The organism is Mycobacterium sp. 1165196.3 (genome assembly GCF_001673415.1).
Taxonomy (GTDB): domain Bacteria; phylum Actinomycetota; class Actinomycetes; order Mycobacteriales; family Mycobacteriaceae; genus Mycobacterium; species Mycobacterium europaeum_A.
The window spans coordinates 20,038-39,121 of record NZ_LZLU01000244.1 but is presented as its reverse complement, the minus strand read 5'-3'; the positions used below and the strand labels follow the sequence as shown (position 1 = coordinate 39,121).

Below are 19,084 nucleotides of genomic sequence, written 5' to 3'. Positions count from 1 at the left end.
GCTAGGAGTCCAACCTTTCTAGCATCGCGAGCGTTGAGTGGTGCGCACCGTTGGCGGCGCCGGCGCGCTCGAATGACGGCTTCGCCGCGGGCGCGCCGGTCGGGTCGGCACGCAGCGCGTCGATCAGCTCGGTCACCGTGATGCCGCCGAGCATGCGGGACACCGGAACCGAGTTCCCCACCGTCCGGCGCAGCCGTTTGCGTAAATCGAGTGCGAGCAAGGAGTCCACACCCAGGTCGATCAGCGAGGCGCCCGGGTCGATCGACAGCGAATCACCCAGGTGAAGCGTCGCCGCCAGCTCGGCCCGCACGATGTCGGCGAGCGGCTTCTCAGCCGAGGTGTCGGTTTCCTCGCCCTCGCCGGTGCGTGCATCACTGAACGGCATTGGCATGCCCTGGCTTTCGAAGAACACCTGAAGCCGCTCGAAGTCGGCGTCGAAGATCAGCGGATCGCCGTCGTAGCCGTACAGGCTGGCCTCGATCGCCCGCTGCGGGTCCATCGCCACCAGACCGGAACGCTCGGTGCGCGTGATCTCGGTGCCCACCACGACCCCGGCGCCCTGCCACAGGCCCCAGCGGATCGCCGTGCAGTCGCGGCCGGCGGCGCGCAACTGGGCGGCCAACACGTCGAGCATCCGGTTGGATGCCGCGTAGGCCGCGTGGTGGTGCCCGCCCCAGACCCCGAATACCGACGAGCAGGCCAGGATCCGGCAGTCCGGGCGCAGCGGCCACACGTCGGCCAGCAAGGCCAGTCCGCGGACTTTGGCCGCGCACACCGCCGCAACGTCAGCGCCGCTGAGATCCGATCGTGAGCGGGCCTGAGCGATGCCCGCGGTGTGGATCAGCAGTGACGCGCCCGAACCCGCATATTCGGCGGCGACGGCGGCCAGGGCTTCCCTATCGGTGATATCGCATTGGGGGGCGCGGACTTTGGCGTCATACTGGCCCACGAGCTCGCGCAGCACCGTCGGATCAACACCGTGGCGGCTCAGCAAGGTGACGGTCCGGGCGCCGCGTTCCAGGCAATACCGCGCGTACTGCAGGCCGATCGCTCCGCTGCCGCCGGTGATCACCACGTCGTCCAAGGCGGCGGTATCGAGCGGGCGCGGGGTCGCCGATTGGCGGCACGCACGGAACGTGCGGACGTGGCGTCGCGGCGATCCGGCGCCGCGCACGGCGACCTCGGCCACCTCATCCAGCAGCACGTCGATGGCGAGCCGTGCCGTTGCGGGGTCGGGATCGCGGTGTTCGAGGTCCAGGTGCCCGAATGCCTGGTCCGGGAATTCGAAGCCGATGCTGCGATGCATCGCCGCCAGCGCCGCCTGTGCGGGAGACACATTGGCGTCATCGCGGTCGACGTGTTCGGCACCGGCGGTGAGCAACCAGACGGTCCGGCACTGGGGGCCGATGAGTGCGGGGTAGTCCGGTAGGCCCGCGTCGGGGCGGCCTGCGATCCGCTCGATTGCGGAGGCGGGGTCGAGCGGGTCGAGTCCCGGGGCGGCGATCACAAGGATTTCCGCCTCGTCCGCTGGCACCGCTCGGCAAGCACCATGCGCGGCAACGGTTTCGAGCAGCCGCTGCGTCAGGGTGCCCGCACCGACGAAGGCGATGTCGAGGCTGCTTGCGCCGGGTGTGACGGGCGCCGTGACCGGCTGCCAGTCCTCGACGGCCACGGTGAGCGCCGGCGCCGGCGCCGCTTCGGTCACCCGTTGCGGCGCCGCCCACAGGTGCACCGCACGCATCGGCGCGTTGGGGAAGCCGCGCAGCGCGGGCAGATCGGCCGTCGGGATCGCGTCGGCCCACCGGCAGCCGGGGTCGGCGGCCGCGAGTGCGGTGATGCTCGCCGACAGCGAATCGGTGATGGACCGGTCGCGATGACCCGAGCCGACGATGACGGCCGACTCGTCGTCGACGATGTCGCCCAGCGGGTACAGCAAGGAGGGGTGCGCCGAGAGCTCAACGAACGCGTCGGCCCCACAACCGCGGGCATATTGCACGGCCAGGTCGAATCGTACGGTGCCGCAAAGGTTTTCATACCAATAGTCGGAGAAGTCGGTCGCCTCCCCCAGCTCGGTCCCCAGCGTGGATCCGATGAACCGCACCGGGGCATCCCGGAAGGTCGACTTCGGTGTCAGCTCGGCCAGGCTCGAACGCAACGGTCGGAGCGCACTGGTGTGTCCGGGATAGTCGACGGACAGTTGCTGGCTGAAGATGCCGCGCCGTTGGGCCAGTGCGACCGCGGCGGCCACCGCGTCATGGTCACCGGCGACCACGGTCGACGACGGGCCGTTGACCGCCGAAACTTCCAGCCAGCCCGGCGTTTCCGCGAGCAACGACTCCGCGATGTCCAGCCCGGTGCCCAGCACCGCCATTGCGTAGTGGCCGGTGAGCTGGTCGACCACGGTCGCGCGAGCAACCACCAAAGCGACCGCGTCGGGCAGCCCTATCGCCTCCGCCACATAGGCCGCCGCCACCTCACCGAGGCTGTGACCGATGGTGATGTCGGGCAGGACCCCGCGGGACCGCCATGCCTCGGCCAGGCTCACCGCGTGGGTGAACTGCGCGCCCTGGATCTCGGGGCGCGACCAGTTGCGCGGTTCGTCGCCCACCAGATACGGCAGCGGAGAAGCGAATCCGGCGGAAGCGAATGCTTGCGCGCATCGGTCGGCGGCCTCGCGGTAGGCCGGTAACCGTTGGTAGGCGCCGGCTCCCATCGCCTGCCATTGATTGCCCTGGCCGGGAAACACGAACGCGACCCGCGGCGGTGTCGTCCTTGCGGAGTACGAGACCAGCTCGTGCTCCTCGCCGTTGGCGATCGCGGACAGACCCGCGACGAGCTCGGTGCTGTGTGCCGCGCGCACCACCGCGCGGTGCCGTCGCAACCTCCGCAGCCGCAGCAGGGTGGAAGCGACCGCGGCGGTCAGATCCGCCGAGTCCGGGACGCGGCCAAGGTAATCGGCGATCGCGGCGGCGTCGCGGCGGATCAGCTCTGGATCATGGGCGCTCAGCAGCACCGGGATACGCCCGTCCGGCAGGCCATGGGTGAGCATCATGCGACCTCGGGGACGGAGACGATCAGGTGCGCGTTGGTGCCGGCGATGCCGAACGCGGACGCCGCGGCGGTGCGCTGCCCGTCGACGGCCGGCCACGGTGTCAAGGTCTGGGCCAACCGCAGTCCTTGCTTGTCCCATTCGATTTCGGGGCTGGCGTCGCCGGCGTGCAGGGTGGGTGGGACGGCGCCGTGCTCGGCGGAGACCAGCACCTTGGCCAGACCCAGCGCGCCGGCGGCGGCCAACGAGTGACCGACGTTGGATTTGACCGAACCCAGCAATGCTCCGGCGCCGGGCTCGGTGTCGCCGTAGGTCTGGGCCAGCGAGCGCAGCTCGGTTCGGTCGCCCAGGCGGGTCCCCGTGCCGTGCCCCTCGATCATCCCCAACTCGGCGGGCTTGATCCCGGCCTGGCTGATGGCCCGCTGGAACAGCCGGACCTGGGCCTCGCCGCTGGGCGCGCTCAGACCGGCGCTGCGCCCGTCCTGATTCATGGCGGTGGCCCGCACCTCGGCGACGATCCGCCGGCCGGCACGCAGGGCGGCCGATTTGCGTTGCAGCACAAACATCGCCGCGCCCTCGGCCCACACGGTCCCGCTGGCCTGCGCGCTGTAGGGGCGGCAGTATCCGTCGTCGGAGAGCGCGTGTTGCTTGGAGAACTCGACGAAAAAGCCCGGTGAGCCCAGCACGTTGACCCCGCCCGCGAGGGCCAGATCGCAGTCGTCGTTCTGTAGTGAGCGCACCGCGACGTGGAAGGCCACCAGCGCCGACGCGCACGAGGAATCCAAGGTCAGCGCCGGCCCGGCCAATCCCAGCGTGTAGGCGATGCGACCCGAGATCACGCTGAGCGCGGTCCCGGCGAGCAGATGACCGCTGTGTTCGGAGAATTGGGCCATGTCGGGTCCGTACCCGGTGGCCGAGGCGCCGACGAAGCAGCCCACATCGTGACCGGCCAGCTCGTCGGGATTGATGCCGCTGTTCTCGCACGCCCGCCAGGCCACCCGAAGCGCCACCCGTTGCTGCGGATCCATCACGACGGCCTCGCGGGGCGAGATCCCGAAGAACTCCGGATCGAATGTGGTTGCCCCGGTGAGGAATCCGCCGCGGTCATGGATCTCTTTGAAGCCGCTGCGGCGCGAGCCGGCGAGCAGTTCTGGCACCGCCCAACCGCGGTCGGTGGGAAACGGGCCCAGCGCCTCACGGCCGTGGGCCAGCAGATCCCAGTAGGCCTCGGCGGTTTCGATGCCCCCGGGTGCCTCCACACCCATTCCCACGATCACGACCGGGTCGGCATACTCGGCGCCGCGGCCCGAGCCGAACCCCTCGTCAGACATTGGCATCACCCGGCATTCACCTGCGCGGCGATCGCTTCGACGTGGTCGTAGACGTAGAAGTGCCCGCCGTCGTACAACGACAGGGCGAAGGATCCGGCGGTGTGCCTTTCCCACTGCCGCAGCACGCCGGTGGCGATGCGGTGGTCGTCATGGCCGCCCAGCACGTGAATGTCGGCGCCGATGCGGACGTCGGGGCTGGGGTCGTAACCGTTGAAGGCCTGATAGTCGGCGCGCACCGCGGTGGTCAGCAGTTCGGAGAACTCTTCGTCGGCAAGCAGTTCGGGGTCGGTACCGCCCAGATCCGCGATATCGGCCAGCAGCCCGTCATCACTGGTCGGCAGTTCGGGCATGTCGGCGACGACGCACGGTGGCGGGCCGGCCGACACCCACAGCTTTTGCACGGCCGTGCCGTGCGTCTCGGCGACCCGGGCGAACTCGAAGGCGACGACGGCACCCATGCTGTGCCCGAACAACTTCAGCGGCGCGACGCTGGACCACGGCGCCGCTTGGAAGAGGCTGGCGGCCAGGTCGTGCACGCTGTGGTGGCCGGGCTCGCTGAGGCGGTCGGCGCGTTGCGGGTACTGCACGATGTAGGTGTCGCCGCCGGCGGCCAGCGCCGCCGCCAGCACCCGATAGCTTGCGGCGGCCGCGCCGGCGTGCGGAAACACCACGGTGGCTCCGGTGGACGACCCGTTGTTGCGGCCCGGGGTCAGTTTGATCCAGGACGGGAACGTGGCAGACACGGTGATCAGATTAGTCAATGTCATTGCGCAATCTACGATTTCGCGGGTTGCTGAGAGGCCGCCAGAACCGATTCGGCGTCCATGCCGATAACCTCCAGATAGAGCTCGGCGACCTGGTCGAGCCGGCCGGGGTCGTCCTCGCCGGCACTGAGCACCGCGGCCAGCGTCGACACGGTTCGATTGGCGAAGAGGTCGGCGACCATGATGTCCGGCGCATCCAGCCAGGCCCGGATTCTCGCCACCGCCTGGGTGGCGAGCACCGAATCGCCGCCGAGGGCGAAGAAGTCGTCGTCGACCCCGATGTGTTCCCGGCCGAGCAGCTCGCCGACGATCAGTGCCAGCGCGGTTTCCAATGGCGTCGACGGCGCCCGGTGGCCCGGCCGCTGCGATTGCGCCACAGCGGCTTCCAACTCGCGTGCCACGGCCCGGCGGTTGAGCTTTCCGGCGTCGGTGAACCCGATCCGCTCCACCACCGCGATGTGGCGCGGAACCATGTGTGCGGGCACGAGGTCAGCGAGACGCTGCCGGATTCGCTCGGCGGTCAGGGCGGCGTCGTCGGTGCACACTTGGGCGGCCAGCACGTCGGATTCGCCGGACACCGCGATCAGGGCGGCCACCGCCGTGCGCACCCCGGGCACGCGCCGCAGCGCGGTCTCGACCTCGCCCAACTCGACGCGATAGCCGCTGATCTTGACCCGGTGGTCGGCGCGGCCCACGAATTCGAGGGTGCCGTCCGGCCAGTACCGCACCAAATCGCCGGTGCGGTACCAGATTCGGCCGTCGTGCTCGACGAAGCGTTCGGCGGTGAGATCGGGACGGCCGCGGTAGCCGCGCGCGATGCCGCGTCCGGACACCCAGTATTCGCCGGGCACCCAGTCCGGGCAGTCGGCCCCGGTGTCATCGACGACACGGCAGGCGTTGTTGGGAAGCGGGACGCCGAACGGCAAGGCCGTCCAATCCTCCGGAATCGCTTCGGTCACCTCGAAAATGCTGTTGTGCACCGGGGTTTCGGTCGCACCGCCGAGGCCGGCGAAGCGCAGGTCGGGCGCTTCGGCCTGGAGGCGGCGCACCACCTCGGGCCGCACCCAGTCGCCGCCGGTCGGGATCACCCGCACCGAGGACAGCCGCCCGCGGCCGACTTCGACGAGCATCTCCAGCCAGCCGGGCATGAAGTGCAGCACGGTGATCTGGTGAGTCTCGATGAGCCGGGCCCAGGCGTCGGGATCGCGTCGCTGCGCTTCGTCGACCACCACGAGGGAACCGCCCGTGCGCAGGGTGACGAAGACGTCCATCACCGAGATGTCGCCCTCCAGGGTCGACAGCGCCAGGCATCGATCCGCGGGGCCGATCTCGAAGTGGCGGCCGATGAATTCCACGGTGTTCATCGCCGCGTCGTGGGTGACCTCGACGCCCTTGGGCTCGCCGGTGGAGCCCGACGTGAACAACACGTAGGCGAGCGCGGCGGGATCGATTCTCGCTGAAGTAATCTCGGCGCTCGCAGGTGCCTCGCGAAGGATATCGGCCAGCACCAGTTCTGGCACCGGCACGGACAGCGGTCGTCCGCCGCAGGCGAGGGCCAGCCTCACCGCACCGGTTTCGAGGATGCGCTCGGCGCGATCGCGCGGCTGGTCGGCGCCGATCGGCAGGTAGACGGCACCGACGGACAGGATGCCCAGCAAGGCCGGAATCTGCTCGGCGGTTTTGGGCCCCATGATCGCGATGGTCTCGCCGGTGGCCACCCCGGCGGCGCGCAGCGCCGCGGCCACCGCCAGCGCCTGGTCGCGCAGTTGTGCATAGCTGAGGTCACCGGTGCTGGCGAACACCGCCGGGGCGTCGGGCTGCCGCTCGGCCTGCCGGAAGAACCCGTCGTGCAAGGCTTCTCCGCTGGGTTTCGCAGTGCGGGCGTTGGCCGCCTCGCGCACCGCGCGCTGCGCCTGGGGCAGTGCCGGCGGGCCCGGCGCCTCCCACGCGTCGTCGGCGCAGGCCAGCCGCAGCAGCTCGTCGATGTGGTAGGCGAACATGGCGTCGATGACGCCCGGGGGGAACATGCCTTCGCGCACATCCCAATTCACCAGGACGCCGCCGTCGAATTCGGTGACCTGCGCGTCCAGCAGCACCTGCGGCCCCTGGGAGATGATCCATCCCGGTGTGCCGAATCGGTCCGTCACCTCGCGGCTGAACAGTTCGCCGAGTCCCAGCGCGCTGGTGAATACCACCGGGGCGAGCACCTGAGTGCCGCGATGACGGCTGAGGTCGCGCAGCACCGACAGTCCCGGATAGGCGGAATGGGCGGCGGCCGTGCGCATCGCGCCCTGCACGGCCTGGGCCCGCGCCGCCGCGGTGTGGGCGCCGGCGAGATCGACATCGAGCAGCAGCGAGGAGGTGAAGTCACCGACCAACGAGTCGACGTCGGGGTGCAGGGGCTGCCGCCCGAACAGTGGGACGTTCAGCAAAAAGCGCGACGTGGTCGACCAGCGCGCCAGGGTATTGGCGAATCCCGCGGCCAGGGCCATGGCCGGAGTGATGCCGCGCGCCTGGGCGCGGGCGAACAGCGCATCGCGGGTTTGCGGGTCCAGCCAGTACCAACGGCGCGTGCTCTGCTTGGAGCCGCGGCCACCGATGGACGGCAACGCCGGCGGGTCGGGCAGCTCCGGCAGACGCTGCGCCCACCAGTCCCGGTCGGCGTCGCGGGCCGGTTGCGGCTGCGCCTCTTCGGCCTCGATGGCTTGGCGGTACTGCCGATAGGTGTAGCTCAGCTCGGGGAGGTCGCGGCCGCCGTAGAGGGCCGCCAGGTCGCCCATCAGGGTCCGATAGCTCATCGCGTCGGCGGCCTGCATGTCCAAATCGACATGCAGCCGGGACCGCCCGCACGGCAACAGCGTCACCGCCAGTTCGAACACCGCGCCGTCGAGCTGCTGGTGCGATTTCGCGTCGCGGATGTCGGCGAGCCGCCGCTCGACCTCGTCGGTGCTCAGCTGGCGCAGGTCCTCGACCTCGACCGGGAAGGCGCCGCTCTGGTCGGCCGGGGGGATGTGTTGCGTGCCGTCGGGCAGGAACCGCACCCGCAGCATCGGATGGCGACGTGCCAGCGCGGTGGCCGCCGCGCGCAGCCGCTCCGGATCGATCGGGCCACCGTCGAATTCGACGTAGAGGTGCCCGGCGACGCCACCGAGCTGCTGGTGGTCCTGGCGGCCCACCCACATCGCGTGCTGCATCGGGGCCAGGGCAAACGGCTCGTCCTCGGCCGACGGCTCAGCGCTCCGGGCCGCCTCGGCGGGAACGGTCTGCTGGTCGGCGCCGTGCCCGTCGGCGGCGACCAGCCGGGCCCAGGCGTCGATCGTCGGCTGCTCGGCCAGGGTGGCGAAGTCGATGGCGACGCCCCGGCGGCGCCACCGGCCGGCCAACGTCATGATCCGGATCGAGTCCAGGCCCTGGCTGATGAGGTTGTCACCCGGCTGAACTGCATCGACGTTGACGCCGAGCAGTTCGGCCACCTCCGCCCGGATGCCCTCCGAGCGTGCCGAGGCGTGCACCACAGACCCTCCCTGAATTAGCACAGGCTGCCCTAAATTTTTGGTTACCCTATCCTTACTCCCTGCGTCCCCGCTACTAGCCCCGTCCGAAGCCCCCGCTGAAGGAGCCATGAGCCCGAACACACCGCAGCCGCCGGCCGGAGTCCTCGACGGGTTCGTGCCCTTCCCCGCCGATCGGAGCGCCGCCTATCGGGCGGCCGGCTACTGGGCGGGGCGGCCCCTGGACACGATCCTGACCGATGCGGCCCAGCAATGGCCCGACCGAGTCGCCGTCATCGACGCCGTGAGCGACACCGGCCTCAGTTATGCGGACCTGGACGACCAGGCTAACCGCGCGGCCGATGGACTGTGCGGCGCGGGTATCGCGCCGGGCGATCGGGTATTGCTGCAATTGCCGAACGGCTGTCAGTTCGCGGTGGCGCTGTTCGGGCTGCTGCGGGCCGGGGCGATACCGGTGATGTGCCTGCCCGGTCACCGGGCCACCGAACTGGGACATTTTGCCGCGGTCAGCGAGGCCACCGGGTTGCTGATCGCCGACACCGCAGGCGGATTCGACTACCGGACCATGGCGCAGGGCCTCGTCGAGCGGCACGGCGCGCTCAGGCACGTCATCGTCGACGGCGACCCGGGACCGTTCACCTCGTGGACCCAACTGCGCGATGGGACGACCACCGGCGCGCGGCCATCGGCACCCGATCCGGGATCGCCTGCCCTGCTGTTGGTTTCGGGCGGCACCACCGGCACGCCCAAGCTCATCCCCCGCACCCATGACGACTATGTCTTCAACGCGAAGGCCAGCGCCGAACTCTGCGGGCTCACCCGCGACGACGTGTATTTGGCGGTGCTGTCCGCCGGGCACAACTTCCCGCTTGCCTGTCCGGGTCTGCTCGGTGCGATGACGGTCGGCGCCACCACCGTTTTCGGCACCGACCCCAGCCCGGAGGCGGCCTTTGCCGCCATCGAACGCCACCGTGTCACGGTGACCGCCCTGGTGCCGGCGTTGGCCAAGTTGTGGGCGCAAGCTTGCGACTGGGAACCAGTGACACCAAAGACGCTGCGGCTCTTACAGGTTGGCGGCGCCAAGCTGGAAGCCGAGGATGCCCGCTTGGTGCGCAGCGCATTGACCCCGGCCCTGCAGCAGGTGTTCGGGATGGCCGAGGGGCTGCTGAACTACACCCGGCTCGACGATCCCCCGGAACTCACCGAACACACCCAGGGCCGGCCATTGTGTCCGGCCGACGAACTGCGCGTCGTCGATGCGGAGGGCAACCCGGTGCCGCCGGGCGAGGAGGGCGAACTACTGGTCCGCGGACCGTACACGTTCAACGGCTACTTTCGGGCCGAGCGCGACAACGAACGCAGCTTCGACGCGCAAGGGTTCTTCCGCAGCGGTGACGTGGTGCGGCTGCGCAACGACGGCTATCTGGTGGTGAACGGTCGGGTCAAGGACGTGATTTGCCGTGGCGGAGAGACCATTTCGGCGGCGGACCTGGAGGAGCAGCTGCACAGCCATCCGACGATCTTCTCGGCCGCCGCCGTCGCGCTGCCCGACCCTTACCTGGGCGAGAAGATCTGTGCGGCCGTGGTTTTCGACGGCCCTGAACTGTCGCTGGCGGAATTGAACGGCTACCTCGACGAGCGCGGTGTGGCCGCGCACGCCCGCCCCGACGTCTTGGTGGCGATGACGTCCCTGCCCACCACCCCGATCGGCAAGATCGACAAGAAGGCGATCGCCGGCCAGGTTTCGTCGCGACAGGCGCCCGCCCCTCGGTGACGCGGGCCCAGCCCCCGTGGCCCGCGGTCAGCCCATCGCCGCGTAGAGGTCAGCCAACAGCCCCGCGGTCGTGGTGAAGTCCATGCACCGATCGGTCACGGACTGGCCGTAGACCAGCTCCCCGCCGAGCGATTGGGCGCCGGCGACCAGGAAGCTTTCCAGCATCAGTCCGGCGATACCGCGCTCGCCCCCGGCGATGCGTGCGGTCACCTCGGCGGTGACCTCAGCTTGGCGCACATGGTCTTTGGCCGAGTTGGCGTGTGAGCAGTCGATCATGACCTGCCCGGAAAGCCCGGCCTTGCCAAGCCGTTCGATGGCGCTGGCCACCGCGGCGGCGTCGTAGTTTGGTCCGGTGGTGCCACCCCGAAGGATGACGTGGCAGTCGGGATTGCCCATGGTCTCGACGACGGCCGCACGACCGAAGTCGTCGGTACCGAAGAAATTGTGCTGCGCCGCAGCGGCTTTGACCCCGTCGATGGCGACCTGAACGTTGCCATCGGTGCCGTTCTTGAACCCGACGGGCATCGACAGGCCCGACGCCAACTGGCGGTGCACCTGCGACTCGGTGGTGCGGGCGCCGATCGCGCCCCACGCGACGGCGTCGGCGATGTACTGAGGACTGGTGGGCTCTAAAAATTCGCACCCCACCGGCAGGCCGACGTCGATGATGTCGAGTAACAACCCGCGCGCGACGCGGATGCCCCGCTCGACGTCGAAGCTGCCATCCATGTTGGGGTCGTTGATCAGTCCCTTCCACCCGACGGTGGTCCGCGGCTTTTCGAAGTAGACGCGCATCACGATCTTCAGCCGATCCGCGTAGTCGGCGGCCATCGGCGCGAGCCGGCGTGCGTAATCGAGCGCGGCGACGGGGTCGTGCACCGAGCACGGGCCGACCACCAGCAACAGCCGATCGTCACCACCGGCCAGGATCGCCGAGATCTCGTCACGATCGCGCTGGACGGCCTGGGCGCGCCGGGCGGTCAACGGCAGTTCGGTGCGAATCACCGCCGGTGCCGACAGTTCCCGGAACGAGACGATCCGGTGGTCGGACGTGTCGATGGTCGCCGTCTCGTAATTGATGATGGACATGGAGGGTGTGTGCCTTTCTGTGCTGGCTCCCAGGGCACGCCCGCTGGTTCCCGATGCCCTGAAAAACGAAAAGCAGCGACCGTGTGGTCACTGCTGGGCTCCGGGTATCAGTCGTGCGCGTGCGTCAATCGGCCGCCGCATCGCCGGCTCCACCCGGAGCCACGATAAAGCGCCAATACGCGCGCACGCCGATAGTCACGTCGGCGAAGATACCACGTCGGGTCGGTGCGGCTGAAAACGCGTCGCGCCGCGCACGTGGTCACCGACAGCCACGAGTCCCGTCGGGGATCAAAACCGCGCTGGCCCAATCGAATCAGCGCAGATTCAGCGCGGCGATCTGGTCGAGGAATGCGCGCGCGGGGGCGGACGCACTCGCGGAGACCGCGACGCCGAGGCGCCGCACGGTCTGGGGCAGCAGCGGAAGCACCGCGACGCCGGGCAGTTCTGGCAGGCCGGCGCTGGGCAGGATGCTCACTCCCAGGCCGGCGCGCACGATCTCGAGCGTCGCCGCGATCTCGCGTGCTTCGAAGGCCAGGTCGAATTCGACCCCGGCGCGGCGCGCGATCGGCATGAACACATCCGCACATCCGCCCGTACCACGAACGAAGGGTTCCTTGGCCAAGTCGGCGTAGGTGACGACGTCCTTGGCTGCCAGCCGGTGCTCGGCCGGCACCACCGCAACCATGTCCTGTTCGCCGAGGACGGCGACGTCAAGGCCCTTGCTGGGCAGGCTGACCACACCGGCTTCGGCGGCCCCCTGGTCGAGCCAATCCCGAATCTCTTGCTCACTACCCTCGAGCAGCCGGATGGTGACGGCCGGATGCCGCTGGGCGAACGCCCGGAGTTGGGGCGCGACGAGCGTTGCGGTGGCCGACGGCAGGCTCGCGAGGCTCAGCGTCCCGGTGATGTCGCCCGCCAGGCCGGCGACCTCGGTGCGCATCAACGTGAGGTGGCGCGCCGCCTCTCGCGCGTGTGTCAGCGCGATGGCACCCGCTTGAGTCAGGGAGAGCCCGTCTCGGCGGCGAACGAACAGCGGCAGGCCCAGCTCTTTTTCCAGCGTGGCGACGGTGCGGCTGACGGCCGGCTGGGATAACCCCAGCCGGCGGCTGGCCGCCGTGAAACCGCCCTGATCGACCACCGCAATGAACGTTCTGAGCTGCGCCAACGTCGTCATCGATCCTCCATAAGGGCAACGCCATCGCCCATAACAACAACGTTATGCAACATTTGCGTTCCAGAACGTTTCAGTAATCATACGAAGCCGTTAAAGGAGGACACCATGACCGCAAGGCGCGTACTGATCACCGGGGCATCGAAGGGGATCGGCCGGGCAGTCGCCGACCGGGTGAAGAGGTCCGGCGACATACCCGTCGGCCTGGCTCGCACCGCGCCCGACGACTTCCCGGGCGAGTTCTACGAGGCGGACCTCACCGATCGGGTCGAGACCGACGCCGCGCTCGGGCGCGTGCTGGCGAACGGGCGCATCGACGCGGTGGTCAACAACGTGGCCGTCGCCCGGTTCGGCCGCATCGGTTCGATCAATCTGGACGATCTGGCCGTCACGTACGACCTGAACGTGCGCGCCGCCGTGCAGGTGGTCCAGGCGGTGCTGCCCGGCATGCTGGTCAACGAGTGGGGGCGCATCGTCAACGTCACCAGCTTGACCACACTGGGCACCTCGGAGCGCACGCCCTACGCGGCGACGAAGGCGGCACTGGAAGCGTGCACCCGGATCTGGGCCGGCGAGCTCGCGCAGTCCGGCATCACGGTCAACGCCGTGGCGCCCGGGCCCATCGAAACCGAGATGTACCGCGCGCTCAGCCCGGCCGGCTCCGAGCGCGAAGCGCGTATGCTGCAGACGATTCCGCTGCGCCGCCTCGGGACACCCCGCGAGATCGCCCATGCGATCTGCGCACTGTTGGACGACGACGCCGGCTACATCACCGGTCAGATCATCCGAGCCGACGGGGGCGGCAGCATCGCGGCGTAACGACACCTATCGGCGAGCGGTGCGGCGGACTAGCCAGAACCGTTGGCGCGCAACGCGTCGATGAGTCGGTCCATCACCGCGCCGGCTTCCGCGCGGGCCCGACGATGATCGTCGGCGCGGGCGATGTAGAGCGTCGCCTCGCGCAGTGCTCCCATGATCGTCAGGGCGGTCACCTCGACGGGCTGGCGGGGAATACTGCCGGATTCGATGGCGTCGGTGAGCAGTCCAGTCACGAACCCGATGTTGTAGCGATGGCCGATGTCGCTCCAGCGTTCCCATCCCAACACCACCAGCGCCTCGAGCAGGACGATGCGCTGGATCTCGGGTTCGGCGCACGCATCCAACCAAAGTCCCGAACAGAGTCGCATGATCTCGACGGGATCGGAGTGTCCGGCGGCGGCGACCGCGTCGACCATCCGGGCGGCCATCTCCCCCTCGACGCGCTCGAACACCGCCGCGAATAACTCTGTCTTGTCGGCGAAATGGTGATAGAGGGCGCCGCGTGTCACCCCAGCGTTGCGGACGATCGTTTCCAGGGACGCGTCGGCGAATCCCACTGACGCAAACAACGGCCGGGCGGCACCGATCAACGCATCGCGTGTCTCAGCCGCGCGTTCGGCCTGCGTGCGGCGATCGCCCTGCGCCATCGACCCTTACCTTTCACGCCTCTGTAGGCATTCTCATACATACCGTATGAAGGTCCGGGATCGCGCGACCGACCGGTGTGGCGTCGTGTTCGGACCCGGCTCAGAACACCCTGAGCCGGCGAACGACATCAAGCGACGACGGGTCACCCTCCGCCTGCACACCCGACTCCCCCCAGGTGCCGCGCTGGGTCACCCAGCGCACGAAGGCCTGCGAGTCGGACGTGACACGCGCCCCGACCTCGGCGCGCGGGCCGATGTGCAGGGTGCGGGCGCACAGCCCGTCGAGGCGAACCTCCACGCCGGTGTGTAAGTCGTTGAGCAGCGCCACATTCTGCTGCGGCAGTGCCGCTTCGATCCAATCGAGGGTGGGGGCAAGCCGCAGCTCGTCGACGGGCGGTGGGTCCCCCGGCAGCGGCCCGTCGGGGGCAAAGAGGTCGCAGCGAGTGTGGATGAGTGATTCGAAGACGAAGGTTGTCGGCACCACCGAGGCCGGGTAGGTTCCGACGTCGCCGATGGGGATGTCGATGTCCTGACCCTCTATCGCAGCGAGCACCTCGAGCCCTCGGCCGCTGACCGATTCATAGTCGGCCACCACCTCTTCGGGGGTCATAGAGCGTCGCGATTCCACATAGAGGTCGGCCGCGCGTTCGGCCGGCAAATCGCCGGGACTGGGCAGCCTCGACGGATCGACAGCCAGCCAGAAGCTGCACGCCATGTGCGACACGAGGTCTTGCACCGACCAGCCCGAGCAACCACTGTCCTTCGCCCACAACGGATCCGGCATTTGCGAGCAGAGCTCCAGAACAATTCTGCGTTCTTCCGCTATGGCGTCGAGCGTGGCGCTCATGAGACCCACCTTTCAGATACATACTGTATGTATTAACATACACACTGCATGTATGAAGTCAAGGCGATGTCGATATTGAGGCCGTACCGGGTCAGCCGGTGCCGAGGAGGCGTTGCTTCTGCGTCGAAAGTCATTGCGCTTGGCCAAGACCGGTGCAGGTAGGGGCAGTGAAATACTCACACCGCCATCCGGTGCCCATGACCACCACCCGTCACGGGTCGACTGTCGCGGGGTACTCGGGTTGCCAACGCACCTGCGCGATGCGTTCGGCGAGCTCTGCGTCGCTGCGCGTCGGGGCGACACCGTCCGCGACCGCCTGCACGGCGACGGCGTGCGCGATGCGCACGGCGACATCCGGCACGTCCGACCACGCCGGTAGCAGCGGCTGGTCGGGGTCGGCGAGGGCGGGCGAGGCCTCGCCCAAGGTCTGCGCCGCGACGCGCATCATCTCGTCGGTGACCCGGGTCGCCTGAGCCGCCGTCACCCCGAGCCCCATCGCGGGAAAGATGTAGACGTTATTACACTGCGCGACACCATGTTCCACGCCGTTGCGGTGTAGCGGCGCGAACGGCGAGCCGGTGGCGATCAGCGCCCGCCCGTCGGTCCACTGATCCAGCTCGGCGGGGCGCGCCTCGGCGCGGCTGGTGGGATTGGAAAGCGGGAAGATGATCGGCCGGTCGGTCTTACCGGCGAGCTCACGCACGATGCTCTCGGTGAAGGCACCCGCGGCGGTCGACAGGCCGAGCAGCACGCCCACCTCGACGTGGTGGACGACGTCGGCCAGCTGAGCGGGACTTGACAGGCCCCATTGCGCGACGCGGGCGGCAGGCTGGGCGAATCCGCGCTGTGCATCGGACAGGTCGGTGCGGTCATCGGTGAGCAGGCCGACGACGTCGACGACCCAGATACGCTGCGAGGCAGCCTGTTCGGACAGCCCTTCGTTCGTCATCTGCCGTCGAATCATGTCGAGCACTCCGATACCGGCCGAGCCGGCGCCGAGCATCACGATCTGTTGCTGCGAGAGCGGGCGGCCGGCGACCTTGGCGGCGCCGTGCAGCGCTCCGAGCGTGACGGCGGCCGTTCCCTGGATGTCGTCGTTGAAGGTGAGCAGCTTGTCGCGATAACGGGCCAGGATCGGCAGCGCATGCGTAGTGGCGAAGTCCTCCCACTGCAGCAACACATTCGGCAACTGCTTGCGCACCGCGGCGACGAACTTGTCGATGAACGCGTAGTAATCCTCGTCGTCGATGCGCCGGTGCCGCCAGCCCAGATATTGGGGATCGTCGAGGAGCTCGCTGTTGTCGGTACCCACGTCGAGCACGATCGGAAGCGTGCGCGCGGGATCGATGCCACCAATCAGGGTGTAGAGGGACAATTTCCCGATCGGGATCCCCATGCCCCCGATCCCCTGATCGCCCAGGCCGAGGATGCGCTGCCCGTCGGTCACCACGATCACATCGACCTCACGTTGCGGCCGGTTGTTCAGCACCTCGTCCAGGCAATCACCCTCGGTGTAGGACACGAACAATCCCCGGGGCCGCCGGTAGATCTCACTGAAACGCTGGCAGGCCTCACCCACGGTGGGTGTATAGACGACGGGCAGCGCCTCGGCAATGTGGTCGCGCAATACGCGGTAGAACAACGTCTCGTTGCGGTCCTGCAATGCCCGCAGATAAATGTGTTTGTCGAGATCGTCGCGACGAGTGGAGAATTCGTGCCAACAATGCGCGGCTTGCTGCTCCAGCGTCTTCACCGTCGTCGGCAACAGACCCAAGAGACCCAGGCGCCGGCGCTCGGCTTCGGTGAAGGCGGTGCCCTTGGTGGTCAGCGCATCGAACAGTCTGGCCGTACCGCGGAGCTCATCGGGCATCCTCTAGGTCCCTTCTTTGCGACTCTCGCGAAACGGGAAACGGCGGTGTCCAGATCATCATCGATCATCGAGGGCGCTTTGTCTGCTGAGCCCTCGCGGCTTCCGCCCCGCGTGGCTCGCCTTTCGATGGGTGCTCAAGGATTGAACCCGCGCGTCACGCAGTTTGCTGCGGGCGTCACGGTTCTCACGATTTTTGGTCCCCGAGTTGTCGTCGGCAGCGACGTAGGGCTCAGTGCCGCCGCGCTTTTGGGGGATCGCTTGATTGTTTGCCCGCATCAGCGGCGCAAGGAATCTTTCACTGACAGTATTCCAATACGGCCGTGCATCACGATATGGTAACCCAGGCGCCGTTTCGGCAGGTCCGCAAGCATCACGTGGGGCCTAGTCAAGATTGCGCCGGCTCTGTGGGTGGGAATCGACAGGTTGGGTCATCACGTCGAGATAAATGCTTGTTCGAGTCGTAGTTCCGTGTTAACGACGCACGAATTAAATGACCCCGCGTGTCGACTACCTCACACGAGCACACGACCGGTTGGCAGAACTTCCTGTGCGATTGCGGGCCCGAAAGGGGAACTTTATGATTGCGCCGCGGAAGGGTCGGCGAGTCATTTGTCTGCGCCGCTTGACGATATGCGCATCACCGGCTGACAACACCCTGAGCCGCACCGAACGTGCGCATTGTTCGACGCAGCGTGGCGCGAGGCACTTGCTCGGCCCGCGGAACCGGACCGCTTCGGCAACCGACTTACTCAGCAAATCACCTGCGTTGCCGCTAAGGTCATCCGGACCGGCGTCGCCAGCTGACGGACGAAAGGTAGCGCATGTTCTTGGGCACAGTTGAGGACTGGACAGCCGAGGGCACCGTCGTCTCCTGGTACCCCACTGCGGCTACCCATCGGCGCGCGGCCGAAGCCCAATACCATCCCGCCCCGGTGAGTTATCAGCAGGCGCAGCATCTTCGCTATTACCGCCGGCAGGTCAGTCGCGGCCGCGACATCCCGCGGTTGTGCATCGGGGCCTGGGAAATCAGCGGCACCTGCGACATCGACGCGATGACCCAAGCCGTGAATAGTCACCTCCGGCGACACGACACCTACCACGACCGGTTTGACTTCGGCGACGACGATGAGATTCTTCGCTATGTCATTCCCGACCCGGAGCTCATCACCTTGGCTCCAACGGATCTCGGGAAGATGGCGCCGAACCAGATCCGCAAACTGCTTCTCGATACGCCCGATCCGCTGCAATGGGACTGCTTTACCTTCGGCATTATTCAGGCCCAAGACCGGTTCACCATCTATATCGCCGTCGACCACCTGCGCGCCGACGGCATGTCGGCGGGGGTGATCTTCCTCGACATCCAGACCATGTACTACGCCGCGTTGCAGAGGGCGGAAAACCCGCTGCCGCCGGCCCCGAGCCATCGCGAATACAGCGCGAACCAGCACACGTACACCCGGGGCCTGAACGAGGAGTCGCCCGAGATCCAGTCGTGGCGGGCGTTTCTCGCGGCGAACAATGGGGCGCTCCCGAAATTCCCGCTGGAACTGGGTGAGTCGAATGCGGACACACCGGGGGCCATCGACGTGTTCGACCTGATCGATGACGACCAGGGCCGCCGGTTCGAAGCGGTGTGCCGCGCGGCGGGCGCGCGTTTCAGCGGTGGCGTGTTCGCCTGCGCCGCGCTGACCGAACACCGGTTAACCGGCGCCGCAACGTATTTCGGACTCACTCCATTCGATAACAGGCGGGAGCCCGCGTACGCCACCGCGGTCGGTTGGCTGGCCAGTTTCGTCCCGTTGGCGATTCCGACCGCCGGTGCGTCGTTCGCTGAGGTGGTTAGCGCCGCCCAGGCGTCTTTCGACGGCAACACCGCCCTGGGCGCGGTCCCCTATTACCACCTGCTCGAATCCACCGATCCGTCGAACCCCATCGAGGTTCCCGACCGCCCGGTCCCGATGCTGTCCTACATCGATATCCGCAAGTTGCCGTTCGGCGGCTACTTCGACGGCCTGCGCGCCGGCGTGTGGGGCGACAACCGGCTGTCGGAGACGGTGTGCATGTGGGTCAATCGCATGCACGACAAAACGCAGCTGGTGGTCGCCTACCCGGGCACCGACGTCGCCCGGAAATCCGTCCTGCGCTACGTCGAGACGATGCGCGCCGAATTCACCCGGGTGTGCGAGGCCGGACCGCATATCGATGCGTGAT

At 68.1% G+C, this 19,084-nt stretch carries 12 protein-coding genes; 3 read left to right on the top strand and 9 right to left on the bottom strand.

Features of this window, described 5'->3' with window-relative positions; all coding sequences use genetic code 11:
* Position 1: 1 nt before the first annotated feature.
* Genes mbtD through A5659_RS23865 form a run of 4 tightly spaced genes read right to left on the bottom strand, consistent with a single transcriptional unit; the run spans position 2 to position 8,659 of the window.
* On the bottom strand, positions 2 to 3,049 hold the full coding sequence (gene mbtD, locus A5659_RS23880; RefSeq protein ID WP_067184742.1) for a mycobactin polyketide synthase MbtD: 3,048 nt from the start codon (positions 3,047 to 3,049) through the stop codon (positions 2 to 4).
* Positions 3,049 to 4,389 (bottom strand): polyketide synthase, encoded by a 1,341-nt coding sequence (locus tag A5659_RS23875; protein WP_369829400.1) that lies wholly within the window; start codon positions 4,387 to 4,389, stop codon positions 3,049 to 3,051. The genes mbtD and A5659_RS23875 overlap by 1 nt, the downstream gene beginning before the upstream one ends.
* Complete coding sequence (locus A5659_RS23870) at positions 4,386 to 5,147, bottom strand: thioesterase II family protein (protein WP_067184727.1); 762 nt, start codon at positions 5,145 to 5,147, stop codon at positions 4,386 to 4,388. Before A5659_RS23870 ends, A5659_RS23875 begins: the two co-directional genes overlap by 4 nt.
* A gap of 8 nt (positions 5,148 to 5,155) precedes the next feature.
* Positions 5,156 to 8,659, bottom strand: coding sequence for a non-ribosomal peptide synthetase (locus A5659_RS23865; protein ID WP_067184725.1), 3,504 nt, complete (start codon positions 8,657 to 8,659; stop codon positions 5,156 to 5,158).
* Positions 8,660 to 8,765: 106 nt separating this feature from the next.
* Between A5659_RS23865 and A5659_RS23860 the strand changes: the two genes are divergently transcribed.
* Positions 8,766 to 10,430, top strand: a complete 1,665-nt coding sequence (locus tag A5659_RS23860; protein WP_067184723.1) for a (2,3-dihydroxybenzoyl)adenylate synthase — start codon at positions 8,766 to 8,768, stop codon at positions 10,428 to 10,430.
* Positions 10,431 to 10,457: 27 nt separating this feature from the next.
* Here A5659_RS23860 and A5659_RS23855 read toward each other — a convergent pair whose 3' ends face one another.
* Entirely contained in the window at positions 10,458 to 11,519 is a 1,062-nt protein-coding gene (locus A5659_RS23855; RefSeq protein WP_066867800.1) for a 3-deoxy-7-phosphoheptulonate synthase, read from the bottom strand.
* Between the two features lie 313 nt (positions 11,520 to 11,832).
* The gene (locus A5659_RS23850; protein WP_067184720.1) at positions 11,833 to 12,693 is read right to left on the bottom strand and encodes a LysR family transcriptional regulator; all 861 of its coding nucleotides are present in this window, start codon (positions 12,691 to 12,693) and stop codon (positions 11,833 to 11,835) included.
* A gap of 105 nt (positions 12,694 to 12,798) precedes the next feature.
* Here A5659_RS23850 and A5659_RS23845 point away from each other — a divergent pair, with 105 nt between their 5' ends.
* Positions 12,799 to 13,509, top strand: coding sequence for an SDR family oxidoreductase (locus A5659_RS23845; protein WP_066878427.1), 711 nt, complete (start codon positions 12,799 to 12,801; stop codon positions 13,507 to 13,509).
* 29 nt (positions 13,510 to 13,538) lie between these two features.
* Here the strand turns inward: A5659_RS23845 and A5659_RS23840 are convergent, their stop codons facing one another.
* From A5659_RS23840 to A5659_RS23830, 3 genes are all read right to left on the bottom strand, one after another.
* Positions 13,539 to 14,156 carry a TetR/AcrR family transcriptional regulator gene (locus A5659_RS23840; protein WP_067184717.1) on the bottom strand — a complete coding sequence of 206 codons (618 nt, stop codon included), beginning with the start codon at positions 14,154 to 14,156 and terminating at the stop codon, positions 13,539 to 13,541.
* 100 nt (positions 14,157 to 14,256) lie between these two features.
* Complete coding sequence (locus tag A5659_RS23835) at positions 14,257 to 15,003, bottom strand: maleylpyruvate isomerase family mycothiol-dependent enzyme (protein ID WP_082976176.1); 747 nt, start codon at positions 15,001 to 15,003, stop codon at positions 14,257 to 14,259.
* Between the two features lie 211 nt (positions 15,004 to 15,214).
* Positions 15,215 to 16,873: an NAD-dependent malic enzyme gene (locus tag A5659_RS23830; RefSeq protein ID WP_067184711.1), complete on the bottom strand. Its 1,659-nt coding sequence runs from the start codon at positions 16,871 to 16,873 to the stop codon at positions 15,215 to 15,217.
* Positions 16,874 to 17,694: 821 nt separating this feature from the next.
* On the opposite strand from A5659_RS23830, the gene A5659_RS23825 reads away from it, so the two are divergent.
* Positions 17,695 to 19,083 (top strand): condensation domain-containing protein, encoded by a 1,389-nt coding sequence (locus A5659_RS23825; protein WP_067184709.1) that lies wholly within the window; start codon positions 17,695 to 17,697, stop codon positions 19,081 to 19,083.
* Position 19,084: the final 1 nt, after the last annotated feature.

Coding starts and splice junctions, on each gene's coding strand:
- A5659_RS23855 (WP_066867800.1), bottom strand. CDS start 11,519: ATGTCCATCATCAATTACGAGACGGCGACCATCGACACGTCCGACCAC.
- A5659_RS23860 (WP_067184723.1), top strand. CDS start 8,766: ATGAGCCCGAACACACCGCAGCCGCCGGCCGGAGTCCTCGACGGGTTC.
- A5659_RS23830 (WP_067184711.1), bottom strand. CDS start 16,873: ATGCCCGATGAGCTCCGCGGTACGGCCAGACTGTTCGATGCGCTGACC.
- A5659_RS23850 (WP_067184720.1), bottom strand. CDS start 12,693: ATGACGACGTTGGCGCAGCTCAGAACGTTCATTGCGGTGGTCGATCAG.
- A5659_RS23845 (WP_066878427.1), top strand. CDS start 12,799: ATGACCGCAAGGCGCGTACTGATCACCGGGGCATCGAAGGGGATCGGC.
- A5659_RS23870 (WP_067184727.1), bottom strand. CDS start 5,147: ATGACATTGACTAATCTGATCACCGTGTCTGCCACGTTCCCGTCCTGG.
- A5659_RS23835 (WP_082976176.1), bottom strand. CDS start 15,003: ATGAGCGCCACGCTCGACGCCATAGCGGAAGAACGCAGAATTGTTCTG.
- A5659_RS23840 (WP_067184717.1), bottom strand. CDS start 14,156: ATGGCGCAGGGCGATCGCCGCACGCAGGCCGAACGCGCGGCTGAGACA.
- A5659_RS23825 (WP_067184709.1), top strand. CDS start 17,695: ATGTTCTTGGGCACAGTTGAGGACTGGACAGCCGAGGGCACCGTCGTC.
- mbtD (WP_067184742.1), bottom strand. CDS start 3,049: ATGCTCACCCATGGCCTGCCGGACGGGCGTATCCCGGTGCTGCTGAGC.